The organism is Flavobacterium weaverense (genome assembly GCF_003688495.1).
GTDB lineage: Bacteria > Bacteroidota > Bacteroidia > Flavobacteriales > Flavobacteriaceae > Flavobacterium > Flavobacterium weaverense.
Genome location: NZ_REFH01000007.1, coordinates 435,986 through 459,646 on the forward strand (window position 1 = coordinate 435,986; position 23,661 = coordinate 459,646).

At 32.9% G+C, this 23,661-nt stretch carries 23 protein-coding genes, 1 tRNA gene and 1 pseudogene; 14 read left to right on the forward strand and 11 right to left on the reverse strand.

Annotated features, from left to right (window positions below; all coding sequences use genetic code 11):
• Nucleotides 1-417 precede the first annotated feature (417 nt).
• The 3 genes and pseudogenes from BC961_RS01950 to BC961_RS01960 form a co-directional block, all read left to right on the forward strand.
• On the forward strand, nucleotides 418-3,504 hold the full coding sequence (locus tag BC961_RS01950; protein WP_121924166.1) for a SusC/RagA family TonB-linked outer membrane protein: 3,087 nt from the start codon (nucleotides 418-420) through the stop codon (nucleotides 3,502-3,504).
• Between the two features lie 17 nt (nucleotides 3,505-3,521).
• On the forward strand, nucleotides 3,522-5,150 hold the full coding sequence (locus BC961_RS01955) for a RagB/SusD family nutrient uptake outer membrane protein (protein WP_121924167.1): 1,629 nt from the start codon (nucleotides 3,522-3,524) through the stop codon (nucleotides 5,148-5,150).
• Nucleotides 5,151-5,260: 110 nt separating this feature from the next.
• A pseudogene (locus BC961_RS01960) lies at nucleotides 5,261-5,439 on the forward strand (sugar transferase); the annotation flags it as partial.
• A gap of 25 nt (nucleotides 5,440-5,464) precedes the next feature.
• Here the strand turns inward: BC961_RS01960 and BC961_RS01965 are convergent.
• Both BC961_RS01965 and BC961_RS01970 read right to left on the reverse strand, forming a co-directional pair.
• Complete coding sequence (locus tag BC961_RS01965) at nucleotides 5,465-6,610, reverse strand: lipoprotein N-acyltransferase Lnb domain-containing protein (protein ID WP_121924168.1); 1,146 nt, start codon at nucleotides 6,608-6,610, stop codon at nucleotides 5,465-5,467.
• 91 nt (nucleotides 6,611-6,701) lie between these two features.
• Nucleotides 6,702-7,781: a putative type IX sorting system protein PorV2 gene (locus BC961_RS01970; RefSeq protein WP_245980785.1), complete on the reverse strand. Its 1,080-nt coding sequence runs from the start codon at nucleotides 7,779-7,781 to the stop codon at nucleotides 6,702-6,704.
• Nucleotides 7,782-8,108: 327 nt separating this feature from the next.
• On the opposite strand from BC961_RS01970, the gene BC961_RS01975 reads away from it, so the two are divergent.
• Nucleotides 8,109-8,825 carry a CDP-alcohol phosphatidyltransferase family protein gene (locus tag BC961_RS01975; protein WP_121924169.1) on the forward strand — a complete coding sequence of 239 codons (717 nt, stop codon included), beginning with the start codon at nucleotides 8,109-8,111 and terminating at the stop codon, nucleotides 8,823-8,825.
• Nucleotides 8,826-8,832: 7 nt separating this feature from the next.
• The gene (locus tag BC961_RS01980) at nucleotides 8,833-9,696 is read left to right on the forward strand and encodes a glycoside hydrolase family 25 protein (RefSeq protein WP_121924170.1); all 864 of its coding nucleotides are present in this window, start codon (nucleotides 8,833-8,835) and stop codon (nucleotides 9,694-9,696) included.
• A gap of 8 nt (nucleotides 9,697-9,704) precedes the next feature.
• Here BC961_RS01980 and BC961_RS01985 read toward each other — a convergent pair whose 3' ends face one another.
• From BC961_RS01985 to BC961_RS02005, 5 genes are all read right to left on the reverse strand, one after another.
• Nucleotides 9,705-9,932 carry a DUF5808 domain-containing protein gene (locus tag BC961_RS01985; RefSeq protein ID WP_121924171.1) on the reverse strand — a complete coding sequence of 76 codons (228 nt, stop codon included), beginning with the start codon at nucleotides 9,930-9,932 and terminating at the stop codon, nucleotides 9,705-9,707.
• Between the two features lie 72 nt (nucleotides 9,933-10,004).
• Entirely contained in the window at nucleotides 10,005-10,745 is a 741-nt protein-coding gene (lptB, locus tag BC961_RS01990) for an LPS export ABC transporter ATP-binding protein (RefSeq protein WP_121924172.1), read from the reverse strand.
• 101 nt (nucleotides 10,746-10,846) lie between these two features.
• Nucleotides 10,847-11,194 carry a carboxymuconolactone decarboxylase family protein gene (locus BC961_RS01995; protein ID WP_121924173.1) on the reverse strand — a complete coding sequence of 116 codons (348 nt, stop codon included), beginning with the start codon at nucleotides 11,192-11,194 and terminating at the stop codon, nucleotides 10,847-10,849.
• Nucleotides 11,187-12,002, reverse strand: coding sequence for a twin-arginine translocase subunit TatC (gene tatC, locus BC961_RS02000; protein ID WP_121924174.1), 816 nt, complete (start codon nucleotides 12,000-12,002; stop codon nucleotides 11,187-11,189). The genes BC961_RS01995 and tatC overlap by 8 nt, the downstream gene beginning before the upstream one ends.
• Nucleotides 12,002-12,967, reverse strand: a complete 966-nt coding sequence (locus BC961_RS02005) for a KpsF/GutQ family sugar-phosphate isomerase (protein WP_170151278.1) — start codon at nucleotides 12,965-12,967, stop codon at nucleotides 12,002-12,004. Before BC961_RS02005 ends, tatC begins: the two co-directional genes overlap by 1 nt.
• Nucleotides 12,968-13,052: 85 nt before the next feature.
• On the opposite strand from BC961_RS02005, the gene recQ reads away from it, so the two are divergent.
• Nucleotides 13,053-15,248 (forward strand): DNA helicase RecQ, encoded by a 2,196-nt coding sequence (recQ, locus tag BC961_RS02010; protein WP_121924175.1) that lies wholly within the window; start codon nucleotides 13,053-13,055, stop codon nucleotides 15,246-15,248.
• A 73-nt stretch (nucleotides 15,249-15,321) separates the two neighbouring features.
• Here recQ and BC961_RS02015 read toward each other — a convergent pair whose 3' ends face one another.
• Nucleotides 15,322-15,561 carry a hypothetical protein gene (locus BC961_RS02015; RefSeq protein ID WP_121924176.1) on the reverse strand — a complete coding sequence of 80 codons (240 nt, stop codon included), beginning with the start codon at nucleotides 15,559-15,561 and terminating at the stop codon, nucleotides 15,322-15,324.
• 203 nt (nucleotides 15,562-15,764) lie between these two features.
• On the opposite strand from BC961_RS02015, the gene BC961_RS02020 reads away from it, so the two are divergent.
• Entirely contained in the window at nucleotides 15,765-17,327 is a 1,563-nt protein-coding gene (locus BC961_RS02020; protein WP_121924177.1) for an NAD(P)/FAD-dependent oxidoreductase, read from the forward strand.
• A gap of 89 nt (nucleotides 17,328-17,416) precedes the next feature.
• Here the strand turns inward: BC961_RS02020 and msrA are convergent, their stop codons facing one another.
• Together msrA and msrB are read right to left on the reverse strand one after the other, a co-directional pair.
• Nucleotides 17,417-18,043 (reverse strand): peptide-methionine (S)-S-oxide reductase MsrA, encoded by a 627-nt coding sequence (msrA, locus tag BC961_RS02025; RefSeq protein ID WP_121924178.1) that lies wholly within the window; start codon nucleotides 18,041-18,043, stop codon nucleotides 17,417-17,419.
• 2 nt (nucleotides 18,044-18,045) lie between these two features.
• On the reverse strand, nucleotides 18,046-18,606 hold the full coding sequence (gene msrB / locus BC961_RS02030) for a peptide-methionine (R)-S-oxide reductase MsrB (RefSeq protein ID WP_121924179.1): 561 nt from the start codon (nucleotides 18,604-18,606) through the stop codon (nucleotides 18,046-18,048).
• 581 nt (nucleotides 18,607-19,187) lie between these two features.
• Between msrB and idi the strand changes: the two genes are divergently transcribed.
• From idi to BC961_RS02065, 7 genes are all read left to right on the forward strand, one after another.
• Nucleotides 19,188-19,739: an isopentenyl-diphosphate Delta-isomerase gene (gene idi / locus BC961_RS02035; RefSeq protein ID WP_121924180.1), complete on the forward strand. Its 552-nt coding sequence runs from the start codon at nucleotides 19,188-19,190 to the stop codon at nucleotides 19,737-19,739.
• Nucleotides 19,740-19,760: 21 nt separating this feature from the next.
• On the forward strand, nucleotides 19,761-20,180 hold the full coding sequence (locus BC961_RS02040) for a 6-pyruvoyl trahydropterin synthase family protein (protein ID WP_121924181.1): 420 nt from the start codon (nucleotides 19,761-19,763) through the stop codon (nucleotides 20,178-20,180).
• Entirely contained in the window at nucleotides 20,171-20,629 is a 459-nt protein-coding gene (locus BC961_RS02045) for a peroxiredoxin (RefSeq protein ID WP_121924182.1), read from the forward strand. The genes BC961_RS02040 and BC961_RS02045 overlap by 10 nt, the downstream gene beginning before the upstream one ends.
• 122 nt (nucleotides 20,630-20,751) lie before the next feature.
• Nucleotides 20,752-21,714, forward strand: coding sequence for a type I phosphomannose isomerase catalytic subunit (locus BC961_RS02050; protein ID WP_121924183.1), 963 nt, complete (start codon nucleotides 20,752-20,754; stop codon nucleotides 21,712-21,714).
• A 68-nt stretch (nucleotides 21,715-21,782) separates the two neighbouring features.
• Nucleotides 21,783-22,049 carry a hypothetical protein gene (locus tag BC961_RS02055; RefSeq protein WP_121924184.1) on the forward strand — a complete coding sequence of 89 codons (267 nt, stop codon included), beginning with the start codon at nucleotides 21,783-21,785 and terminating at the stop codon, nucleotides 22,047-22,049.
• 78 nt (nucleotides 22,050-22,127) lie between these two features.
• Nucleotides 22,128-22,201: transfer RNA gene (locus BC961_RS02060), tRNA-Thr, on the forward strand.
• Nucleotides 22,202-22,318: 117 nt separating this feature from the next.
• Nucleotides 22,319-22,762, forward strand: coding sequence for a DUF5362 family protein (locus BC961_RS02065; protein ID WP_121924185.1), 444 nt, complete (start codon nucleotides 22,319-22,321; stop codon nucleotides 22,760-22,762).
• Nucleotides 22,763-22,869: 107 nt separating this feature from the next.
• On the opposite strand, the gene BC961_RS02070 is transcribed toward BC961_RS02065, so the two are convergent.
• Complete coding sequence (locus BC961_RS02070; RefSeq protein WP_121924186.1) at nucleotides 22,870-23,580, reverse strand: DUF4369 domain-containing protein; 711 nt, start codon at nucleotides 23,578-23,580, stop codon at nucleotides 22,870-22,872.
• Nucleotides 23,581-23,661 lie beyond the last annotated feature (81 nt).

Sequence of the window (23,661 nt, forward strand, 5' to 3'; positions counted from 1 at the left end):
AAAGGCATGCAATTATTCAATTATTACAACTTATAAATATATTAAGTCATTAACTATATCAATTATAGCATGTTAATCAAAAATTTAAAGTAACTATTTACTAATTTTTTTGAAGCATTAATATTTTTATTTACTTCATCACCACTTAAACGATTTGGAATAATACGATTGTAATTGCAAATTATATATTCTAGAAAGTAACGTAATTTAAATTTCTAGGCTCATTAATTATATAATTTTAAAAAGGAATTTATAGAGTTAGATTAGTTGCAAATTAACTCCTGTTTATGCTTTTAAATGACCTTTACATATTTTTAAATGGTCTTAAATAAAAATTGTATAAATATTTAAGGTAAATATTGTTTAATTAACAATTTATTAAGATGTTTGCGCTATAACTAATTCAAACAAAATAATATGAGATTAAAATTCAAATGGATCTTCACGCTACTGTTAGCGCTGTCTATCCAGTTTTCTTTTGCACAAGAGAAAATCGTTTCAGGTGTTGTTTCAGATGAGACTGGACCTATTCCTGGCGTAAACGTAATTGTGAAGGGTACAAGCAACGGAATCCAAAGTGATTTTGACGGAAAATACTCTATTAAAGCAAAGGCGGGAGATGTTTTAGTTTTCTCTTTTATAGGGATGAACAATTCTTCTGTAACTGTTGGTGCTTCAAGCACTATGAATGTAAAAATGACATCTTCATCACAAGCACTTGAAGAAGTTGTAGTGGTAGGTTACGGAACTCAAAAAAAGAGAGAAGTTACAGGATCGATTTCGCAAATTAAAGGAGATGCAATTGCAAATCTTGCGACTTCAAGTTTTGAATCTCAATTAGCTGGTAGAGCTGCAGGTGTTCAAGTAACAACTAACTCAGGAGTTATAGGACAAGCGCCTAGAATTAGAATTAGAGGTGTTGGATCGATCACATCAGGTAGTTATCCATTAATCGTTGTAGATGGTGTTCCAATTTTCACAGGTGATGTGGGAGGATACGCTAGTACAAACTCTTTAGGAGATATTAACCCAGCAGATATCGAATCTACTGAAGTCCTAAAAGATGGTTCTGCAACTGCAATTTACGGTTCTAGAGCAGCAAATGGTGTAATTTTAATTACAACTAAAAAAGGTAAAGGTGGTAAATTCAGAGTGAACTATAATACGTACACTGGAATTGCTCAACCAATCGATTATTTAGATTTATTGAAAACTAATGATTTCATTACAATTCAAAATGAAAAAAGAACAAACAGAGGAGCTTCTATCTTAGCTGTAGGAAATAAGTTTGACACAAACTGGCAAAAAGCGGTTATGCGTCAAGCTGCTGTTCAAACAGATCATAACTTATCTCTTTCTGGTTCAACAGAAAAAACAAACTATTACTTTTCTACAGGATACAATACTCAAGATGGTATTGCAAAATCGAACAGTCAAACGCGTTACAACGTAAGAGCTAATGTAGATCAAAAAGTAAAAAGCTGGTTAAATGTTGGTGTTAACATGGCATTGTCTAGAAATGAAACTACAGGATTAAACAATAATGCTGGGGGTTTATCTGGACTTATTTTTAATGCAATGCGTCAATTGCCTAACACTCCTGTGTATGATTCTACTAATCCAACAGGATTTAACATCACTGGTTCAACAGTTGGACAAGGAGAGAATTTATCTGTAATTGCTAATAACTTACCAAACATTGTTTATGTATTGGAAAATAATATCTACAAATCTAAAGTTGATAGATCATTAGTAAGTTTATTTGCTGATTTCAAAATTTCTCCAAGTTTAAGTTTCAAAACTCAAGGAAGTGTTGATGCTATTGGTACAGAAGGTTTTCAGTATTTAAACCCTATTAACGGAGATGGTGCAAGTGTTGCTGGAGCGGTTAGAAATAACTTTACAAACTTCACACGTTGGAATACTCAAAATGTATTGTCTTACAATAAAACATTTGGAGAATCACACAACCTTAGTGCAGTAGCAATTTATGAAGTTCAAAAGCAAAAAGTTAATTCTTTCTTCGGAGGAGGTAACGGTTTGTCTGATACTTTTTTTAACAAAGGTCTAATTTCAGGTTCATATGCAACTCAACTTTCTGGTGGTAGTATTACTGAAAACGGAATTATGTCTTACGCAGGTAGATTAAACTACAACTTTGCAGGAAAATATTTCCTTCAAGGATCTATTCGTACAGATGGTCTTTCATCTTTACCATCAGCTAACAAATGGGGAACTTTCCCAGGAGCTTCTGTTGGTTGGACGGTAAGTAAAGAATCTTTCATGAGTTCTTTAGAAGACGTAGTATCTGATTTCAAATTAAGAGCTTCTTATGCTGAGGTTGGTAATACAAGTATTGGTAACTATCCTTATTTAGGATTGTATAATAATGCAAAATATGCTGAATATAACGGTATTGGTTACTCTCAAGCAGGAAATGATCAATTGAAATGGGAAACTTCTGTGAAGTATGACTATGGTGTTGATTTATCTTTATTTAGAAATCGTTTGAAATTGACTTATGATTACTTTATTAACAATCAAAACGGATTGATTTTACAAGTTCCTCAGCCGTTATCTCTTGGAATCCCAGAAAACTATATTTCTAAAAACGTAGGTTCTTTAAGAAACTCTGGTCATGAATTCTCTCTTGAGGCTTCAGCTTTCAAAAATGAAAATTTTGAGTGGACAGTAAGTGCAAACGTATCATTTGTTAAAAGTAAAGTGGAGAAATTGGTTAACGGACAAGATATTAACTTCGTTGATTCAGATACTTACAATACAGGTAACAACTTGTTAAGAGAAGGTGAATCTCCATATGTATTATATGGTTTCAACTACTATGGCGTGAACCCATCTAATGGTAATCCAGTTTTCTACAAAGGAGATGGAACATTAGTTCAAGGAGATATCAATTCTCAAGCATATAGAAAATTTGATCCAAGTAATCCAACTGATATTTCTGCAGCTTCTTCTTTAGGTGCAGCTGACAAATCAGTTTTAGGTAATATTTTGCCAACTTATTTCGGAGCATTCAATTCGAACATGGCTTACAAGAATTTTGATTTAGGTTTCATGTTCCGTTTTAGTGGAGGAAATAAAATCAATAACTTAACTAGACGTGAGCTATTGGCACAAGGATTTAATAACAATGGTACTGAAATATTAGGAAGATGGCAGAGTGTTGCAAATCCTGGTGATGGATGGACTCCAAGATTAAGAGATGATAGAGAAACTACTATCAACATTAACCAAGCTTCTAGCCGTTTTGTTGAAAAAGGTGATTATATCAAATTAGACAACGTGACTTTAGGTTACAACTTGCCAAAATCAGTTTTAGATAAAGTTGGTTTAGAAAAGTTCAGACTTTTTGTACAAGGACAAAACTTATTGATTATTACTGACTATAAAGGATTAGATCCTGAAATGGAAGTTTTAGGTAATGATTATAATGGAACTCCAAGATCTAGAATATTCAGTGTTGGTCTTAACTTAGGTTTCTAATTTTAAAGAATTAAAAAATGAAAAATATAAATAAATTTAAATCATTCTCGATTACTAAATTAGTAGTTCCGTTTGCAATGGTGTCACTTTTGTTTGCTTCTTGTAGCGAAGAAAGTATCATAGAATTAACCCCTTTTAACAGTGTGTCAGAAAATGTTGCGTTTCAAACTCCAGCGTTAATTGATTTATCTGTTACGGGAATGTATAACGCTGCTGAACTAGGAAACTATAATGGTGGTGGTTCAAGAGGTTATATCTTTGGATCAGCTTACATTCAGCAAGGTGATAACAGAGGTGAAGATGTAGTTAATTTAGCATCGTTTTACCAACTTACCTATACAGGAACATATGATGCTACTTCAGCAAATAATGTGTACTATTGGGCAGATGGTTACCGTTTGATTAACAGAACGAATATCGTTATTGATGGTGTAACTAAAGCTGCTGCTGCAGGAGTTATTTCTCAAGAATTAGCAAATGACTATATCGGTCAAGCTAAATTTTTTAGAGCGATTACTCATAATGAATTATTGATTCACTATGCAAGACCATTTCAAGATAACAATGGCGCAAACTTAGGGGTTCCTTACAGAGAAATTCCTTATTCTACTCCAGCAAATATTGAATTAGGTTTAGCTCAAGGTAGAAATACTGTAGCGGAGTGTTACACAAAAATCTTAAAAGATTTAGATGATGCAGAAGATTTGCTTTACTCTAAAACTAAAAGAGCAGGTGCTGCACAAATTGAAAGAATTACAAAAGAAGCTGCTATCGCATACAAAACTAGAATCTATTTACACATGCGTAAATGGGACAAAGTTATATCTGAAGGGGTTAAGTTGAATGGTAAATATAACATGACAGCTAATCCAGATACTCCTTTTGCTAGTAATAGTTCTAATACTGAATCGATCTTTTCAATTGCAAACGGAGCTACGAATAACCCGGGCGTAAATGGATCATTACCAAGTATGTATCACCCACCAATCCCAGCTGCGGCTAATGGACGTGGATTGATTGCTATTAGTCCAATTATCTGGAGAGATCCAAGTTGGTTAGCTGATGATAAAAGAAGAGTTGAAGGAACTATGGTTATCACAGGTAATGCTGGTTATTATCCAAATACAAAATTCACAAACAAATACAAAGACGCTGTGAATAAAACGGATTATGCTCCAATCATTAGATATGCTGAAGTTGCTTTAAATATGGCTGAAGCTTATGCTAGAAGTACAGATGTTACTAACGGTTTAAGTAAATTGAACGAAGTTAGAAACCGTTCACTAGCTAATCCTGGAACTCAGGCGTACACTTTAGCAAGTTTTGCTTCAAATGTAAATATGGTGAATGCTATATTAAAAGAGAGAAGAATTGAATTCATTTGTGAAGGACGTCGTTGGGCAGATATCACAAGATTACAAGGAGATCTTTTATTCCCAATTGCTGGTATTCCTGCAAAAGTTGCTAACGCTGGTTTCTCTACTGCAGCACCTGCTTTGGCAGCTTACGCTATAGGAACTCCTTACACTGGAGCTCTAGGTGTAAATGCATTTACATATGATAACTTCAAATTTATCTGGCCTTTACCACAATTAGAACTTGATGCTAACGCAACTTTAAGAGTTCAACAAAACCCTGGTTACTAGGTAAAATTAAATTTTCATTGCAAAGCAATGAAAACGTAATTTAATATTTATGAGCAGCTGTAAGAAATATTCTTGCGGCTGCTTTTTTTTATTCAAGAATCGATTAAAGAATTATAAAATTAGGTCTTACGGGTCGGCAAAAGTAAACTATTCTTATGGAGAAACGGTTGACGATAGTCTGACAAAATTGCAATATGACTTGTATTATATTAAGCACCGAAGTATTTACTTAGATTTAAATATTGCGTTTAAAACGATCACAACTGTGTTGTTTTATAGAGGTCAATAATCAATAGATGCTCTTTGCATATTTATTAAATTATAATCGGAATGCGTTTTTTATTCTGGATTGCTATTCTCACTAAAAGTATTCCGCTAGTAATCACCAATGGTAACACTATAATAAAATGTGCTTTTCCTATTAAGAAAAATATATAAACCAGAAGGCAGAAGATATTAAAACCTGCGAGCCTGTAGATTGCTTTTTTATTTTTTATCCAATAGAAATAAAGAAAAAGTAAAAGAGAAGGATTGAATAGTAAAATGTTGTAGTTATATCCTAATTCTAAATGATCTGAATAAAATCCAACGAAAGTAAAGAACAAACTAATAACGCCAATTATGCTTAGATAAAATAAGCTGATACTTTTCTTTCTCACAAAAATAAAAAACAGAAGGACAATACTATAAGTAGACGGATTATTCCACCAAGAGAATGCCTTAGTATTGCTGAATTCAAGTATCGTTTTATTTTGAGGAGCTAATGGTACGTTCTGAAAGGTGACCTTTTCTAAACTCTTTTGCAATTCAAACGGCAAGAAGATTTGTGTCCCCAACTGATCTACTTTCTTACCAAAAATTATGCTAGTTCCGAGTTTTTCGTAAAAATGTCCATCGAAATAGGGATAAAGAATCGTTCGATAAGTGATTTCAGTATTTTCTCTTTTTGTAATAGCACTAGTTTTTAATGTTTTGTTGATAATGTCAACCACCATCGATGTGCAATTTTTATCAATAAATTTATAGGTGTAGTAGCTTTCTCCTGATGATAGAGAAGTTTGCAAATTTTCAAAAAGTTGCTGCTTAAGTTCTAATGGAATATTAAGATCCTGCTCGTAAACAGATCTTTTCTCATATTGATATTGGTTGATAAAATCTCTATAGGAGTTTGTAACTGCAAAGTATTGTAAGTCACCTTTTATAAATTTCATTACGAAATTTGGTGTGTTGAAATCAAAAGCGCCATAATTGTAAACGACATCAATCCCATTTATGCTATCTTCAACTCGTAAGGCAGTATGTCCAAAAAGGGAGTAGGATTCGTTACCTAATCCGCATGTGATTACGCTAACATGAGAATCTTTTGAAAGTTCAATATTTTGCCCAAAACTTGAGCACGAAAATAGTATAAGCGCTATTAATGAAATGTTTTTTTTGAGTGAAGAAAAATTTCGAGACATATATTTATAAATAATCGCAAAGGGCTTAATTAATGAAAAAGAAATATTTGGGTTTTTAGAATCTGCAGTTCAAAATTATAATTGGCTATTTTTAATTTCGAAAAAGACCCAAATCAACTTTTATCGAAAAAATATTCGAATACAGTGCTGCACTTTGATTTCCTAAATCAGTCAATGCATAATCGATTTGTATGCCTTTGTATTTGAATCCCAAACCTATATTGGGTTGGAAACCTACTTTTTCAGTACTATCTAATTGTTGGATGTTTTGAAAATTTCCAACTCCAACACGAACAAAAACTAAGTCTGTATATCCAAATTCGAATCCTAAAGCTGGATCTATACTTACAAAGTCTGCTGCAATCAAATCATTTGTTTTTGAAAATCGCATATTCATATTGGCTGCAGCCAAAATACTATAATCATATCTAATTATGAATTTCTTAGCAATTCCTAATTGTGCTTTTGGTGCAGTAATCTCTGTGCTTTCTGGTAATTCTTGATTTTCTCCGGGAATAGCATATGCAATCTTTTGGTATTCTTTTTCGTTAATATTCCACACATTATAAGTGGTTGTTATATCTCGAAGCATCAATCCAAATTGCCAATCGTTCTTTTTAAATTGGATTCCAGCATCAAAACCAAAACCCCAAGAATTTGCGAATTTCCCAATGACTCTGCGAATTATTTTAGCGTTTACTCCATATTGAAAACCTGGCACAGGTAGCTTTCGAGCGTACGACAAGGTAAATCCATAATCAGCAGTTGAAAAAAGACTAATACGATTGTAATCAATATTACCCTGACTGTCTATCAGCTCTGTTGTGTTTAGAATATCATCAACACCAAAACGAATTAATGAAATGCCCCAAGCGCTGCGTTCGTCTATTGGGCTAGCGTACGCTAAATAATCATATTGTGCTATGTTAGCAAAATAACTTGCATGCATAAAAGAAGCCTGATGATCTTCTAAACGGATTAGCCCTGCAGGATTCCAGTAGCCTGCATTAACATCGTTAGATGAGGCTACTACTGCGTTTGACATACCTAGTGCTGCAGCATCAACTCCAATGTTCATAAACTCGTTTGAATATTTTCTAACTACTTGGCTGTAAGTAAGAAAACTTCCAAAAAAAGCAGCTATTAAAAAGTACTTCTGAAGTGACGTCATTTTATGTAAATGGATGTTCTATTTAATTTTATCAAAAATATAATATTTATTGAGCATATTTCGCCATTTCGCGAAATATTAGTTTTACAACACCACATTGTATGAAGGTTTATTTTGAATTTATAAATTAACCTCTATAATCGCTGCTTTTCACTACAAAGGAGATTTAATCTTATTATATTAATCGAAAATAATTTAGCTCTAATCTTTAAGTCAAAATGTATAGTACAAAACGTACTTCCCATTCAGTTATTATATTAAATTTGTCATCTTTGCTTTTCTATTTAAGAATTTCAAACACCAATTTGAAAACGTAAACAACAAACTATGAATATTAAAAAACATATCCCTAATCTAATTACTTTACTCAATCTTTTTTCGGGTTGTATTGCATTAGTATTTGCTTTTAATGCAAAATTTGAAATGGCATTTTATTTTGTCTGCCTAGGAATATTTTTAGACTTTTTTGATGGCTTTTTTGCGAGATTGTTTAAAGTTTCAAGTCCGTTAGGACTACAATTAGATTCCTTAGCTGATATGGTCACTAGTGGAGTTGTGCCTGGCTTAGTAATGTTTCAAATGATGGTCAGTAATTCATCAAGTTCAGTGGAGAGCTATTTACAATTTTTCCCCTATCTAGCTTTTATAATTACGCTGGGTTCTTGTTATCGCCTAGCAAATTTTAATGTTGACACGCGTCAAACAGATTCTTTTATTGGCTTGCCCACGCCAGCAAACGCGCTTTTTATTCTAAGTTTACCTCTTGTTTTACAAAATACAGATTCTTTATTTGTAATTGAATTATTGACTAATCAATGGTTTTTATTACTTATCACTTTTTTAAGCGCTTATATGCTTAACGCAGAAATCCCATTATTTTCATTAAAAATCAAGAAGTTTAGTTTTAAGGAAAATGCATTGCAAATCATATTTTTAGTTTTGTCTTTCCTGCTATTGATTTTCTTTCAGTATTTAGGAATTCCTCTATTGATTCTTTTATACGTTTTGCTTTCTGTAGTAAACAATAAAGTACTTCAAAAGTAAAAGTATAATGGCTAAAGGAGTTGTAAGAAAAAGAACTGCGGTAGTGCGCAAGCGCCAAAAAAAAGCAACATTTTTTTCAGGTAAATTTTTGCGTTACTCCATAATTACTTTTTTAATTCTCTTAATAACTGGTGTTGGTTTTCACTATCGCAACGGTTTAGCTTATTATCTTGGTTTTAAGTCAGATAAGGCTTTGAAAGCAAAAAGCGAAGCTAAAAGAATTTCTGATGTTCGTAACTATCAAGTTTTAGAGAAACATGAAGGAAAAAGCATAGGAATTGACGTATCAGAGTATCAAGGCGAAATAAGTTGGACATACGTGGATACAATAGAAAAAAAATATCCTATTGACTTTGTTTTTATTCGAGCTACAGTTGGAAAAGATCGCCACGATTATAAATTTGAAAAGAACTGGCTTGGCGCCAAAGCAAATAAAATGATTCGTGGAGCGTATCATTATTATCGTCCGAATGAAAATTCTCTCGAACAAGCAGAGCTATTTATTACGACTGTCGAACTTAGCAAAGGTGATCTACCGCCCGTTCTAGATATCGAACAATTGCCAAATAATCAATCAATTGCTAATCTCAAAATAGGATTGAAAAGATGGCTAAAAGTTGTTGAAGCGCATTACGGAGTAAAACCAATTATATACACAGGAGAACGCTTTTATAATGATTTTTTAAAAGATGAATTTAGTGACTATCTTTTTTGGATAGCAAACTATAATTTCTACCGTGAAGAAATAGTCTCTGATTGGCTTTTTTGGCAATTTACAGAGAAAGGTTCAATTCCAGGAATCAAAGGAAATGTTGATGTGAATATTTACAATGGTGATTTGCAGCAAATACAATTTATCACTGTAGAATAAAATTCTTTTTAATTATTTAATCCAACAAAGGTAAACGCTATTAATAAAATAATGAGCAATAAGCTTACTGAAAGCGGATTGGCAAAGTTTACTGTCCATCCCATCCAAGCTATCCTTTTCGGGGGAAGAATACGTTTATCTTCGACATTGTAGTAGAATATTCCCAAGAACCAATTATTAGGATCTTGATGCCACTGCCTTTTTGTTTCTTCTGAAGGTTCGTTTTCATTTTTCATTTTCCAAATTTATATGATTTTATTTAATTTTCGAAAAAACCGAAAAAACAGTAATATGGAATTCTTTATGAATTAAAACTCGAGTTTTTTCTTTCTCAATTCAAAATTCTGACCAAGATAAACACGGCGAACCATCTCATCCTCAACTAATTCTTCTGGGATTCCCGCTTTCAAAATTCCTCCTTCAAACATTAAGTAAGTTTTGTCAGTAATCGCTAATGTTTCTTGAACATTGTGATCTGTAATCAAAATTCCAATATTCTTATTTTTTAATTGAGCAACAATACGTTGAATATCTTCTACAGCTACTGGGTCAACACCAGCGAAAGGCTCATCAAGTAAAATAAATTTAGGATCCGTAGCAAGACAGCGTGCTATCTCAGTTCGACGACGTTCTCCCCCAGAAAGTAAATCGCCACGGTTGGTTCTAATGTGTTCTAAGCTAAACTCTGCAATTAGACTTTCCATCTTTGCTTCTTGTTCGGCTTTCGAAAGTTTTGTTAGTTGTAATACACTTAAAATGTTGTCCTCAATACTTAATTTCCTAAAAACAGAAGCTTCTTGAGCTAAATAACCTATTCCTTGTTGGGCTCTTTTATACATTGGATAATCTGTGATATCCAAATCATCTAAGAATATGTTACCAGAATTTGGTTTTACTAAACCAACAATCATATAAAAAGAAGTTGTTTTTCCAGCACCATTTGGACCTAAAAGTCCAACGATCTCTCCTTGATTCACTTCCACCGAAATGCCTTTTACAACACTGCGTCCTTTATAGGTCTTTACTAGATTTTCGGCTCTTAATTTCATGTTTTTAGGTTTAATCGTTCACTAAGTGTAAAGAAACGAATTTGGTTTCTTTACATTTAGTTTTTAACTTCAATTTTAGAATTATCTACTAGACTAATTCTCTATTTATTTTCTTCAAGAGCTTCCCAAAATTCATAAGCTCTTCGTAGATGAGGTACAACTATAGTTCCGCCCACAAGTGTAGCAATTCCCATAGCTTCCATCATTTCCTCTTTAGTAACTCCTTCTTTATGACTTGTTTCTAAGTGATACTTTACGCAATCATCGCAACGTAAAACTGCAGACGCAACTAATCCTAATAATTCTTTGGTCTTAACATCTAATGCACCAGCGGCATAAGCATTGGTATCCAAATTGAAAATTCGCTTTACAATTTTATTGTTGTCAGCTAATAATTTTTCGTTCATTCTTGAACGGTATTCATTGAATTCTTCTATAATATTATCCATTTACTTTCTTTTGATTTTTTACTACTAATTTTGAAATTAAGATGCTTGCTTCGTAAATGATAAGCATCGGTATTGTTACAATTACTTGACTCACAACATCTGGAGGAGTTACTATAGCAGCAACAACAAGTATAACGATTACTGCATATTTCCAATATTTTCTTAAAAATTCAGGAGTTACTAATCCTAATTTGGTCAAGAAATATATGATTATTGGTAACTCAAAAAACAATCCACAGGCAATAACACTAGTTTTTACCATACCAATATAGGAGTCAACGCTAAACTGATTTATTACCACATTACTAATAGTAAATGTAGCAAAAAAGTTAACGGACATAGGCACAATTAAGTAGTAACCAAATAACACTCCTATGAAGAATAATAAGGAAGACGAAAAAATAAAAATTTGTGCATGTTTTTTCTCTGTCGAATAAAGCGCTGGGCTAATAAATTTCCAAACTTCCCAAAGTATAAAAGGAAATCCCAGAATAAAACCAGTTGTTACACACGTCCAAATCAAAACATTGATCTGGCCTTCCATATTTGTATTCTGGATTATAAAAGGCATTTCGGTAACACAAATAATATCTGAAAAACCTAACTGATTTGACAAATCACAAAAAAAGCGATACGTTATGAAATTAGGATCTGTAGGACCAAATATGATTACATCAAAAATATAATCACTTATGAAAAATGCAACCGTAGCTAAAATTAATATTGCTATTGTGCTTCTAACGAGCAACCATCTTAATTCTTCAAGATGATCTAAGAACGACATTTCGTTCAAGTTTTTTTTTGCCATTATACGATTCCTTCTTTTAAAATGTCATGTAAATGCAGCACGCCTTTGTAATCGCCATTATCAACAACAACTAACTGAGTAATTGAGAAGTCTTCCATGATATTCAATGCTTCAACCACCATTGCCTCTGACGAAGTCATTTTTGGATTTTTTGTCATAATATCTTTTGCTGTCAAATCAGTGAACGTATCTGTGTCATTAAGCATTCTTCTGATATCACCGTCGGTAATAATTCCTATCACTTTATCATTTTCAACTACGGCTGTGACACCAAGTCGTTTTTCTGAAATTTCAAAAATTACCTGTTTGATAGATGCTTCTGGCGATACTATAGGTTTAAGACTATTTTCTAGCATGTCTTTTACTCTTAACAATAATCTTTTCCCTAATGCGCCACCGGGATGATAAACTGCAAAATCTTCTGGTTTAAAATCGCGCATTTCCATTAAGCACACAACCAAAGCATCACCCATAACTAATTGTGCTGTTGTGCTATTTGTAGGAGCTAGATTGTTGGGACACGATTCTGATTCCACAGTTGTATTTAGAACAATGTCAGATCCTTTAGCTAAAAACGAAGTCATGTTTCCCGTTATTGCAATCAAGCTGTTTCCAAATCTTTTCAGTAAAGGAACTAAAACTTTGATTTCAGGACTGTTTCCGCTTTTTGAAATGCAGATAATTACATCATCCGTTTGAATCATCCCTAAGTCGCCATGAATAGCTTCAGAGGCATGTAAAAAGAGTGATGGTGTTCCAGTCGAGTTGAATGATGCTACCATTTTTTGAGCAATTATGGCGCTTTTTCCTATTCCCGTAACTACTAGTCTTCCCTTTGAATTATAGATCTTTTGAACTGCTTCGGTAAAGTTTGCATCCAGGAAATCAGCGAGTTTAGCAATGGATTCACTTTCTGAAAGGATTGTTTTTTTGGCGCTTGCCAATATGTTTTCTTTAATAATCAAAACTGAATAATTAAAATTTGTATGTGTAAAAGAAATTTGTACCTTTAGGTGTCGCAAATTTATACAAAATACTACATAATCAAGAATGAATCCAAACGAAATTGACATACATAAAGAATTAAAGAAGTATTTTGGCTTCGGCCAATTCAAAGGATTACAGGAACAAGTCATAAAAAGCATCCTGAATCAACAAAATACATTTGTTATTATGCCTACAGGGGGAGGAAAGTCTCTTTGTTATCAATTACCCGCTTTGGTTCAAGAAGGAACTGCCATCGTAGTTTCTCCTTTAATTGCCTTGATGAAAAATCAAGTGGACGCAATTAGAAGCTTGTCTTCAGAAAATGGTATTGCGCACGTTTTAAACTCCTCACTTACTAAAACTGAAATCGCACAAGTCAAGAAAGACATTACTTCTGGATTGACAAAATTGCTTTATGTTGCGCCTGAGTCTTTGACAAAAGAGGAATATGTTAACTTTCTTAAAAATGTTACGATTTCTTTTGTGGCCATAGATGAAGCGCACTGTATTTCAGAATGGGGACATGACTTTAGACCAGAATATAGAAATCTAAAACATATTATAAAGCAGTTAGGAGATGTTCCTATCATTGGTTTAACCGCTACTGCTACACCAAAAGTTCAAGAAGATATCTTGAAAAATCTAGACATGACTGATGCTGCCACTTTCAAAGCATCGTTCAATAGACCTAATTTATATTACGAAGTACGTACAAAAACTAAAAATATTGAATCGGATATTATTCGATTTATAAAGCAGCACAAAGGCAAATCAGGGATTATTTATTGCTTGAGCCGTAAAAAAGTTGAGGCTATTGCTGAAGTTTTGCAAGTTAATGGAATAAGTGCTGTGCCGTATCATGCTGGACTAGATGCGAAAACACGGGCAAGGCATCAAGATATGTTCCTGATGGAAGATGTTGATGTAGTAGTTGCGACAATCGCTTTTGGAATGGGGATTGACAAACCAGATGTGCGATTTGTTATTCACCACGATATTCCTAAATCATTAGAAAGTTATTATCAAGAAACTGGACGTGCGGGAAGAGATGGTGGCGAAGGACATTGTTTAGCGTATTACTCGTACAAAGATGTTGAAAAGTTAGAAAAGTTCATGTCTGGCAAACCAGTAGCTGAACAAGAAATTGGTTTCGCTTTACTGCAAGAAGTCGTGGCTTACGCCGAAACTTCCATGTCTCGTAGAAAATTTTTACTCCATTATTTCGGAGAAGAATTTGATGATGTGACTGGTGAAGGCGCAGATATGGATGATAATATTCGAAATCCAAAAACAAAAATTGAAGCGAAGGATCAAGTGGTAAAATTGCTTGAAGTGGTTCGTGATACAAAGCATTTATACAAATCTAAAGAAGTTGTTTTTACACTAATAGGTCGCGTAAATGCTGTCATAAAAGCGCACAGAACGGATGTTCAGTCTTTTTTTGGATGCGGAATTAAATTCGATGAAAAATATTGGATGGCACTATTGCGACAAGTTTTAGTCGCTGGGTATTTATCTAAAGATATTGAAACGTACGGAATCGTAAAAATCACTGATAAAGGTCTCGATTTTATTAAAAATCCAAAATCTTTTATGATGTCAGAAGATCATGAGTATAATGAAACTGTTGATGAAGCGATTGTAACGGCTTCAAAATCAACAGCTGTTGCTGATGAGGTTTTGATGGGTATGTTGCGTGATTTACGTAAAAAAGTAGCAAAAAAAGTAGGAGTTCCTCCTTTTGTAGTTTTCCAAGATCCTTCATTGGAGGATATGGCCCTAAAATATCCAGTTTCTCAAGAAGAAATGATAAATATTCACGGTGTTGGGGAAGGTAAAGCAAAAAAATATGGTAAAGAATTCTTAGAGTTAATTAGTAGATACGTTGATGAAAATGATATCGAACGTCCAGAAGATTTAGTCGTGAAATCTACGGGAGTAAATTCAGTAAATAAACTATATATTATTCAAAATATAGATCGAAAATTACCACTTAATGATATTGCTTCGGCAAAAGGAATAAACATGGATGCTTTGATCAAAGAAATGGAGCAAATTGTTTATTCTGGGACAAAGCTAAATATTAAGTACTGGATTGATGATATGTTAGATGATGATCAGCAGGAAGAAATTCACGATTACTACATGGAATCAGAATCCGATAATATTGAATCAGCATTAAAGGAATTTGATGGTGATTACGACTTAGATGAATTGCGCTTAATGCGAATCAAGTTCATTAGTGAAGTAGCCAATTAAAAATAAATAAGTAACTAAAAATTCCAAATTTCAGCTAATCGTATAGTCGAAATTTGGAATTTTTATTTGGAATCTATCCTTCGTATACTTCTCCACGATGCGGTTTCAGAGCGTCGCGAACAGCAATCATGTTTTCATCTGTCACTACCATAAAAGCAATTGCTTGCATTTCACCTTGACTTTCAAAACCCGTAATGTTAATAGGTAATTTCTCTATTGCAATATATTCTTTTAGATGAATTTCGTGGTGCTCAGCCGTTTTACCAGATGCAGGACCGCGGAAATCCCATATTAATTTTATTTTTCTAGACATTTTTATTAGAGGTTAATCGATTCAATTTTTAGTTTTTAGAAGATGCAAAGTTACAAAGTCTAAATTGATTACTTACTAATATAAAGATTTGAAAATCGATTTTAGTTGGAATAAGAAGAAGTCAGTACAAAATGTTACTTTTGCACAAGGATTGTTTTATGTTTTTAAAAGAATTAACAATCTACAATTGAATAATTAAGCAAATGCCTCAAGAACTACTTTTACAAGTTACTCCCGAAATAGCCGCAAACGAATTGTTGCTAAAAGATTATTTAGCGAAACAAATGAAAGTTTCAGTTAATGAAATTCAGCATGTTTCGATATTGAAGCGCTCTATAGATGCGCGTCAAAAAACGGTCAGAATCAATTTAAAAGTTTTGATATTTCTAAAAGGTGAAAAATTTGAGCAAACTAAATTCCAACTTCCAGATTATAAAAATGTTTCTCATGCTCAAGAAGTAATAGTAGTAGGAGCTGGGCCAGCTGGTCTTTTTGCAGCATTGCAATTAGTAGAGTTAGGTTTGAAACCTATCGTTATTGAACGCGGAAAGGACGTTCGCGGTCGCCGTCGTGATTTAAAAGCAATTAATGTGGATCATATTGTTGATGAGGATTCTAATTATTGTTTTGGTGAAGGTGGAGCAGGAACATACTCTGACGGAAAATTATACACGCGATCGAAAAAAAGAGGTGATGTAACTCGAATTTTAGAACTTTTTGTAGCTTTCGGAGCCACTCCAGATATATTAGTGGATGCTCATCCGCATATTGGAACAAATAAATTACCTCAAATTATTCAAGACATTCGTGAAAAAATAATTGAATTTGGTGGACAAGTTTTATTCGAAACAAGGTTAACAGATATATTAATAAAAAATAACGAAGTACAAGGAATTGTAACTCAAAAAGGTGATACGATACTTGCTAATAAAATAATTCTCGCAACAGGTCATTCAGCGCGAGATATTTACGAAATGCTTGATCGAAAGAAAGTGTTTATTGAAGCCAAGCCCTTTGCTTTAGGAGTACGAGCCGAACATCCACAATCTTTAATTGATAGTATACAATACAGTTGCGACTATCGCGGTGAACATTTACCGCCAGCTCCATATTCTATTGTAAAACAAGTTAATGGACGCGGAATGTATTCTTTCTGTATGTGTCCAGGAGGCGTTATAGCGCCATGTGCGACTAGTCCTGGCGAAGTAGTGACAAATGGATGGTCACCCTCTAAAAGAGATCAAGCGACAGCTAATTCTGGAATTGTAATAGAATTAAAACTAGAAGATTTTAAACATTTTGCAAAATTTGGAGCCTTAGCAGGAATGGAATTTCAGAAAAGTATTGAGCAGAAAGCTTGGCATTTAGCTGGTGAAACTCAAAAAGTACCAGCTCAAAAAATGATAGACTTCACTCAAAATAGAGTTTCATCAGAAATTCCAAAAACTTCTTATGTTCCTGGAACTACTTCGGTGGAAATGGGACAAGTTTTCCCTGGTTTTCTGTCTCAAATATTAAGAGAAGGTTTTACCGAATTTGGAAAATCCATGCGTGGTTATTTAACCAATGAAGCAGTGATTCACGCACCAGAATCGAGAACATCATCTCCTGTTAGAATTCCTAGAGAAATACTAACTTATGAGCATCTACAAATAAAAGGACTTTATCCTTGTGGTGAAGGAGCGGGTTATGCCGGCGGAATAATTTCTGCAGCAATTGATGGTGAGAAATGTGCTATCATGATTGCTGAAGCCTTAAAGAACTAGATTTCTAAAATTAGACATTCTGCAATTTTCAAAATACGCTTTTAAACAAAAAACGCCTTGTTACTAAAAAGGCGTTTTTCATATCTTAATTATTTTTTGTTCTTCAATCGGTCTTTAAAAAGTTTTTCAAATTTTTCAATTTTAGGCTGAATAACTAACTTACAGTATTGCTGATTTTTATTATTGGCGTAATAGTTTTGTTGATAATCCTCAGCTTTATAAAATTGTTTTAAAGGTTCTAAAGTTGTTACAATTGCACTATTGTAAATTTTAGCTTTTTTCAACTCATTAATAATAGATTGAGCAGCTGCTTTTTGTGCCTCATTTTTATAAAAAATTGCCGAACGGTATTGAGTACCTACATCACCACCTTGACGATTTAATGTCGTAGGATCGTGAACTGTAAAAAACACATTGAATATTTCGTCGAGATTGGTAACATTTTTATCATAAGTAATTTTAACTACTTCAGCGTGACCTGTCGTCCCGGTGCTAACTTGTTCATAATTAGGATTAGCGATTTTACCACCTGCGTATCCAGAAACTACTGATTTTACTCCATCTAAATTTTCGTAAATTGCTTCAACGCACCAGTAGCAACCACCTGCTAAAGTAATAGATTCAATATTTGATTGCTTCGTTTTTTTTACTGCTTTATTGCTTTGTGCAAACGTACTTATTGTAGCAAGTAAGCAGACTAAAAGTATTTTTTTCATGATTATTTAGTATCAGGCACGAAATCAAGTGCGATTGAATTCATACAATATCTTTTTCCAGTTGGTTCTGGTCCATCGTCAAATAAATGGCCTAAATGTCCATCACATCTTCCGCATAAGGCTTCGATTCTCTCCATCCCTAACGACTTATCAGTTTTGTAAACGACACTAGTTTTACTGTCTTGTTCAAAGAAGCTTGGCCAGCCGCAAGTGCTAGAAAACTTTGCGCCAGAGCGAAATAATTTGTTTCCACATGCTGCACAGTAATAAGTTCCTTTGTCATCAGAGTCCCAGTATTTACCTGTAAAAGGTCTTTCTGTATCTGCTTCTCTTGTTACCGCATAAACATCTTCAGGTAATACTTTTTTCCACTCTGCGTCGCTAACCTTTAATTTGGTAGTATCAGTATTAGAGTAATAAGGATTTCCTGGTTTTTCAATTGTATTTTCCATTGTGATTTTGTTTTTAGGATTGTTTTGCTTCTTTGCCGTTTGGCCGCAAGCGGTGAACATAAATAAGGGTAGCAAAAATAAGATGCTTAAAAAATGTGTTGCTTTGTTCATGATTATATTTTTTTTAAAGCGTAAGCAATTTTATAAATAGCCTACTTCTGTTATGTTATTTTTGTTAAACCTTTCTTTTTTTCGTCAAAATTATTAATTGTTACACAAATGTAAGGGTTACAATTAATTTGCATCTGAATCGTCAATTATTTTAATAATGATTTATGCTAGGTTTAACTACTAACATTTACGAGAAATGACTAGTTATGGTTTCGTAAGTCTTATAGTTTTAAGTTGCTATGACGGCCTTGAAGTTTAATTATGGATTCAAAAAGTAAATTTCCAAAATTGAATTCACTTAATACAGATAGTGAGAGTCTTAGTTAACAGATGTATTTATAAACGGTAATAGTGTTATTTGCGACTTTTTATTTTATGCTTCATTTTAAGAAGTAGAGATAAATAATAGTCGACAATCTTATATTTTAAAGCTATTTTATCAATTAGAATTGCTCTTTTACGTCTTTAACTGAGTTAATAATCAAAAAAACATATCAAAATACATCAACAAACTGAAACAGAATGTTAAACGCTCTGACCATAGTTTTCTTTTTTGTATTTTTGACCTGAAAAACATTAATATGACAGAAGAAAACGTAATCTTAGTGAATGAGAAAGACGAGCAAATAGGATTAATGCCTAAGCTTGAGGCACATGAAAAAGCAGTTTTACATCGTGCCTTTTCTGTGTTTATATTAAATAGTAAAAACGAGATCATGTTGCAGCAACGTGCGCATCAAAAGTATCATTCCCCTTTATTGTGGACTAATACATGTTGCAGCCATCAGCGCGACGGAGAGACAAATATTCAGGCTGGAAGTCGCAGATTATATGAAGAAATGGGTTTTAAAGCAGATTTAAAAGAACTGTTTCATTTCATTTATAAAGCTCCTTTCGATAACGGTTTGACAGAGCACGAGCTAGATCACGTAATGATTGGGTACTACAATGACGAACCTGAGATTAATCCTGAGGAAGTTGAAAGTTGGAAATGGATGAAAATTGAAGATGTAAAAAAAGATATGGAAGTTCATCCTACTCTTTATACGGTTTGGTTCAAAATTATTTTTGACGAATTTTATCATTTTTTAGAAGAACATAAAAGTCCTTTATCAGCTGAGGGAGAGATTTAATTATATTAATTTATTCTATTTATGAAAGTTACTATTTCAAGAAAAGCGCATTTTAATGCAGCACATAGATTACATAGAAAAGACTGGACTTTTGAGCAGAACGATGCGATTTTTGGAAAATGTAATAACCCAAACTTCCATGGTCATAATTACGAATTAATTGTAAGTGTAACAGGACCAATTGATCCTGATACAGGATACGTTATGGATGTAAAGTTCTTAACTGATATCATTAAAGAAGATGTTGAAAATCAATTTGATCATAAAAATTTAAATTTAGATGTCCCAGAATTTAAAGATTTGAACCCAACTGCCGAAAATATTGTAGTTGTAATTTGGGATAAAATTAGAAAAAGAATCAAGCCAGAATTTGAATTAGAAGTTGTTCTTTATGAAACACCTCGAAATTTTGTAACCTATAAAGGAGAACAATGGAACTAAAAGTAGGCGATAAAATTCCAAATTTTACAGCAAAAGACGCAAACGGTGTTGAGTTTAAAAGTCAAAGTTTTGTAGGGCAAAAGCCTTTAGTTATTTATTTTTATCCAAAAGATAACACACCAGGATGTACTACACAAGCTTGCAGTTTTAGAGATCAATATGAAGATTTTAAAGATCTAGGTGCTGAAGTTATCGGCATTAGTAGTGACAGTGTTGCTTCACACGACAAGTTTAGCAGTCAATATAAATTACCCTTTATGCTTTTATCTGATTCTGATAAAAAAATCAGAAAGTTATTTGGAGTGCCTACAGGAATGTTCGGATTGCTTCCAGGTCGAGTTACTTATGTAATTGATAAAAATGGCGTAGTTCAAATGGTTTTTGACAGCATGTTAGCTGGAAAGCACATTCCAAAAGCGCTTGACGCTATTAAGAAATTAGTGAAGTAAATTAACATTGTTGCAGCTGCACTATTTTTTGAATATTTCGCTGCTTCAATTGTAATATTAGATTTCGGCAAAACGATTTATATTAAAAATTGTTTTTCGAAATCACATTAGAAATAAATTAAATGAAATTTTATCCTTTACAATTTACGCCTATCCTTAAAGGCAGAATCTGGGGTGGAAATAAACTAAATACGGTTTTAAACAAATCTATTACTGCTGATGCAAATGGCGAGAGCTGGGAACTATCGACTGTGAAAGGAGATGTTAGTATTGTTGCTAATGGTAAGTGGAAAGGGAAATCGTTAATGGATTTAATTAATGAGTATCCCACAGACATTCTAGGTACAGAAGTTTATCAGCGGTTTGGAAAAGAATTTCCATTGTTATTTAAATACTTGGACGCTAAGGAAGATTTATCAATTCAAGTTCATCCAAATGATTCTTTAGCTAAGGCACGTCACGGTTCTTTTGGGAAGACTGAAATGTGGTACATAATACAAGCGGATTTAAATTCCCATATAATAGCTGGTTTCAAAGAGCATTCAAATTCTGACTTATATTTAGAACACGTAAAAAACAATACCTTACTTTCGACTTTAAATGAAGTAGAAGTTAAATCAGGTGATGCTTTTTTTATTGAAAGTGGCACAGTTCATTCAATAGGAGCTGGACTAGTAGTCGCTGAAATCCAACAAACATCAGATGTTACCTATCGATTGTATGATTTTGATCGAATAGATAGCGCTGGAATAAAGAGAGAATTGCATGTTGATTTAGCGCTAGAAGCTATAAACTACAATAGTTTAGATACTAAAATAGAATACTCGAAAGAAACAAATTTTCCTAACGAGTTGGTTTCATGTCCGTATTTTACAACAAATTTTATTCCGCTAGATGGACAGGTTGCAATTGTTAAATCAAAGCAGTCATTTACAGTCTACATGTGTGTTGAAGGTTCGTTCGAATTAACTTATGATGACGTTAAAGTAGATTATAATAAAGGAGATACAGTTTTGATTCCAGCGAGTATGAATTCATTCAGTATCAATGGAAAAGCTTCAATTTTAGAAATTTACATTTCATAGTCAGTAATAGAAAGATTATGTGTACTTTTGCAGACGCAAATTAAAATTCAAATTTTAAAAAAATAAAAATGGCAAACGTTAAAAATTTAAAGAAAGACATCAACTACGTTTTAGGAGATATTATTGAAGCAGTTTACTTGTTCGAAATTTCTACTACAGGAAAACCAACAACAGAAACTAATGCTTTAATTGACGAAGCTATTGCAGCTTTTGATGTTTTAATCACTAAAGTGAACGCAAAAAAGGTAGAAGATAAAAAAGCACACTTCAAACAAATCAATGTTGAATTGGAACAAACTGCTAATCAATTGGTTGCTAAAATCAACGAATTGTAGTCAAAAAAAAAGCAAAAAAAGATTGAATTTGTTTTGGAAAATAGAAATTCAATCTTATATTTGCACCCGTAATGAGTCGCCAGCGTAGCTCAGTTGGCTAGAGCAGCTGATTTGTAATCAGCAGGTCGTGGGTTCGAGTCCCTCCGCCGGCTCTTAATAAAACCACTTAACTTTTGTTAAGTGGTTTTTTGTTTTGATCAAAACCGTGAATAATTATTTTTTTATATTTTAATTTTTTTAAGCTAAATTTGAATTTGAAATTTAAAAATATGGACGAGCAATTGATTATTGATAATGTCGAAATGAAACTTAGCGAATCATCAAAGAATTTTTTAAAAGAAACTGCAAAGTGGACTTACCTATTGTCAATTGTGGGATTTATAATAATTCTGTTGATTTTAGCATCTGGATTGTTTGCTTTTAAGGTGTCTTACACAATGATTCAAATGAACTCTGAAATGTACAAAGTGGGTGCTTCCTTTGGTCTCTTGATGGCTTTGTTAAAGATAGCGACATCAATACTTTATATTTATCCCGTATATTGTTTAAATAAATTCTCATCTCAAATTAAAGAGGCATTACTAGCTAATGATTCAGAAATACTAGCTACTGCTCTTGAATTTTTAAAATCTCATTATAAATACTTAGGTATTATGACAATAGCGATTACTATTTTTTACATCTTTCTATTTGTATTTAAATTCTTTTTATAATTCGTCTTGACAATTGTCTTACTGGTTCCGATATCCAAAAAAAAACCATCTTGTCGATTTCAAGATGGTTTTTTGCTTTGTAATTTTATAAAAAGATTTAAGTCGTTTTATTTCTGACTTTTTACTTTCGAAACATATTCTGTTAATTTCTTTCCATAAAGAGATTGCGCTACTTTTGGTGACATAGCTTTTTGAATTGTATCTAAATATTTTACATTAATATCGTAAATTTCAGATAATGCAATATAAGGGGCAACTTCATAATCTCTATTGTTCAAAGCAAAATTAGTAGCAAATAAATATTTCCTTTTAATGTTAGCATCTTGAAGCGCACTGATACTATCTGCTGCTTTTAGATTTTGTATTTTAATTGCTTTAAATCTTTGTTCTAACATGGTCAAATTTTTATCAGTGAATCCCATGTTGATTTTTTTGTACTCTTCAAAAATCTCGTTATTTTTTGATCCTGTAACTTTCGCATCAGCTAGGTAATGATCTAAAGTGGTTTCGATAGTGATGTTTCCAGGCTCTGCAAAGAAAGATATATTGTTGTCTAAAGAATTTGTAGTACCACGATCTAAAGATAAATAAAGCATCTCTGGTGACTTTAAATCTAGGTCACTCTTAAATGTTGAAGTTCCGTCCAAAGTAATTGAATCAAGAACTACTAAAGTAGTATCAACAATTCTTTGAATGTATAAAGTTCCTTTTTTTAATCCTTTAATATTTCCAGTAATATGTAAGTTGCCTGTGGTTTCGGTTTTGTTACAAGAAACTAGTAATGCTAATGTAACGAATGCAATAATTGATTTTTTCATGTTAAGTTAAAATTTATTTTTTGGTGCCACTGTAATTTTTTATTTTCTAAAATCGAAATTATAATTGATAAGTGATGACAG

Coding starts and splice junctions, on each gene's coding strand:
- BC961_RS01955 (WP_121924167.1), top strand. CDS start 3,522: ATGAAAAATATAAATAAATTTAAATCATTCTCGATTACTAAATTAGTA.
- BC961_RS01950 (WP_121924166.1), top strand. CDS start 418: ATGAGATTAAAATTCAAATGGATCTTCACGCTACTGTTAGCGCTGTCT.
- BC961_RS02020 (WP_121924177.1), top strand. CDS start 15,765: ATGCCTCAAGAACTACTTTTACAAGTTACTCCCGAAATAGCCGCAAAC.
- recQ (WP_121924175.1), top strand. CDS start 13,053: ATGAATCCAAACGAAATTGACATACATAAAGAATTAAAGAAGTATTTT.
- BC961_RS01965 (WP_121924168.1), bottom strand. CDS start 6,610: ATGTCTCGAAATTTTTCTTCACTCAAAAAAAACATTTCATTAATAGCG.
- BC961_RS02055 (WP_121924184.1), top strand. CDS start 21,783: ATGGCAAACGTTAAAAATTTAAAGAAAGACATCAACTACGTTTTAGGA.
- idi (WP_121924180.1), top strand. CDS start 19,188: ATGACAGAAGAAAACGTAATCTTAGTGAATGAGAAAGACGAGCAAATA.
- BC961_RS02040 (WP_121924181.1), top strand. CDS start 19,761: ATGAAAGTTACTATTTCAAGAAAAGCGCATTTTAATGCAGCACATAGA.
- BC961_RS01980 (WP_121924170.1), top strand. CDS start 8,833: ATGGCTAAAGGAGTTGTAAGAAAAAGAACTGCGGTAGTGCGCAAGCGC.
- BC961_RS02065 (WP_121924185.1), top strand. CDS start 22,319: ATGGACGAGCAATTGATTATTGATAATGTCGAAATGAAACTTAGCGAA.
- BC961_RS01995 (WP_121924173.1), bottom strand. CDS start 11,194: ATGGATAATATTATAGAAGAATTCAATGAATACCGTTCAAGAATGAAC.
- lptB (WP_121924172.1), bottom strand. CDS start 10,745: ATGAAATTAAGAGCCGAAAATCTAGTAAAGACCTATAAAGGACGCAGT.
- BC961_RS01975 (WP_121924169.1), top strand. CDS start 8,109: ATGAATATTAAAAAACATATCCCTAATCTAATTACTTTACTCAATCTT.
- BC961_RS02070 (WP_121924186.1), bottom strand. CDS start 23,580: ATGAAAAAATCAATTATTGCATTCGTTACATTAGCATTACTAGTTTCT.
- BC961_RS02015 (WP_121924176.1), bottom strand. CDS start 15,561: ATGTCTAGAAAAATAAAATTAATATGGGATTTCCGCGGTCCTGCATCT.
- msrB (WP_121924179.1), bottom strand. CDS start 18,606: ATGAACAAAGCAACACATTTTTTAAGCATCTTATTTTTGCTACCCTTA.
- BC961_RS02045 (WP_121924182.1), top strand. CDS start 20,171: ATGGAACTAAAAGTAGGCGATAAAATTCCAAATTTTACAGCAAAAGAC.
- BC961_RS01970 (WP_245980785.1), bottom strand. CDS start 7,781: ATGACGTCACTTCAGAAGTACTTTTTAATAGCTGCTTTTTTTGGAAGT.
- tatC (WP_121924174.1), bottom strand. CDS start 12,002: ATGGCAAAAAAAAACTTGAACGAAATGTCGTTCTTAGATCATCTTGAA.
- msrA (WP_121924178.1), bottom strand. CDS start 18,043: ATGAAAAAAATACTTTTAGTCTGCTTACTTGCTACAATAAGTACGTTT.
- BC961_RS01985 (WP_121924171.1), bottom strand. CDS start 9,932: ATGAAAAATGAAAACGAACCTTCAGAAGAAACAAAAAGGCAGTGGCAT.
- BC961_RS02050 (WP_121924183.1), top strand. CDS start 20,752: ATGAAATTTTATCCTTTACAATTTACGCCTATCCTTAAAGGCAGAATC.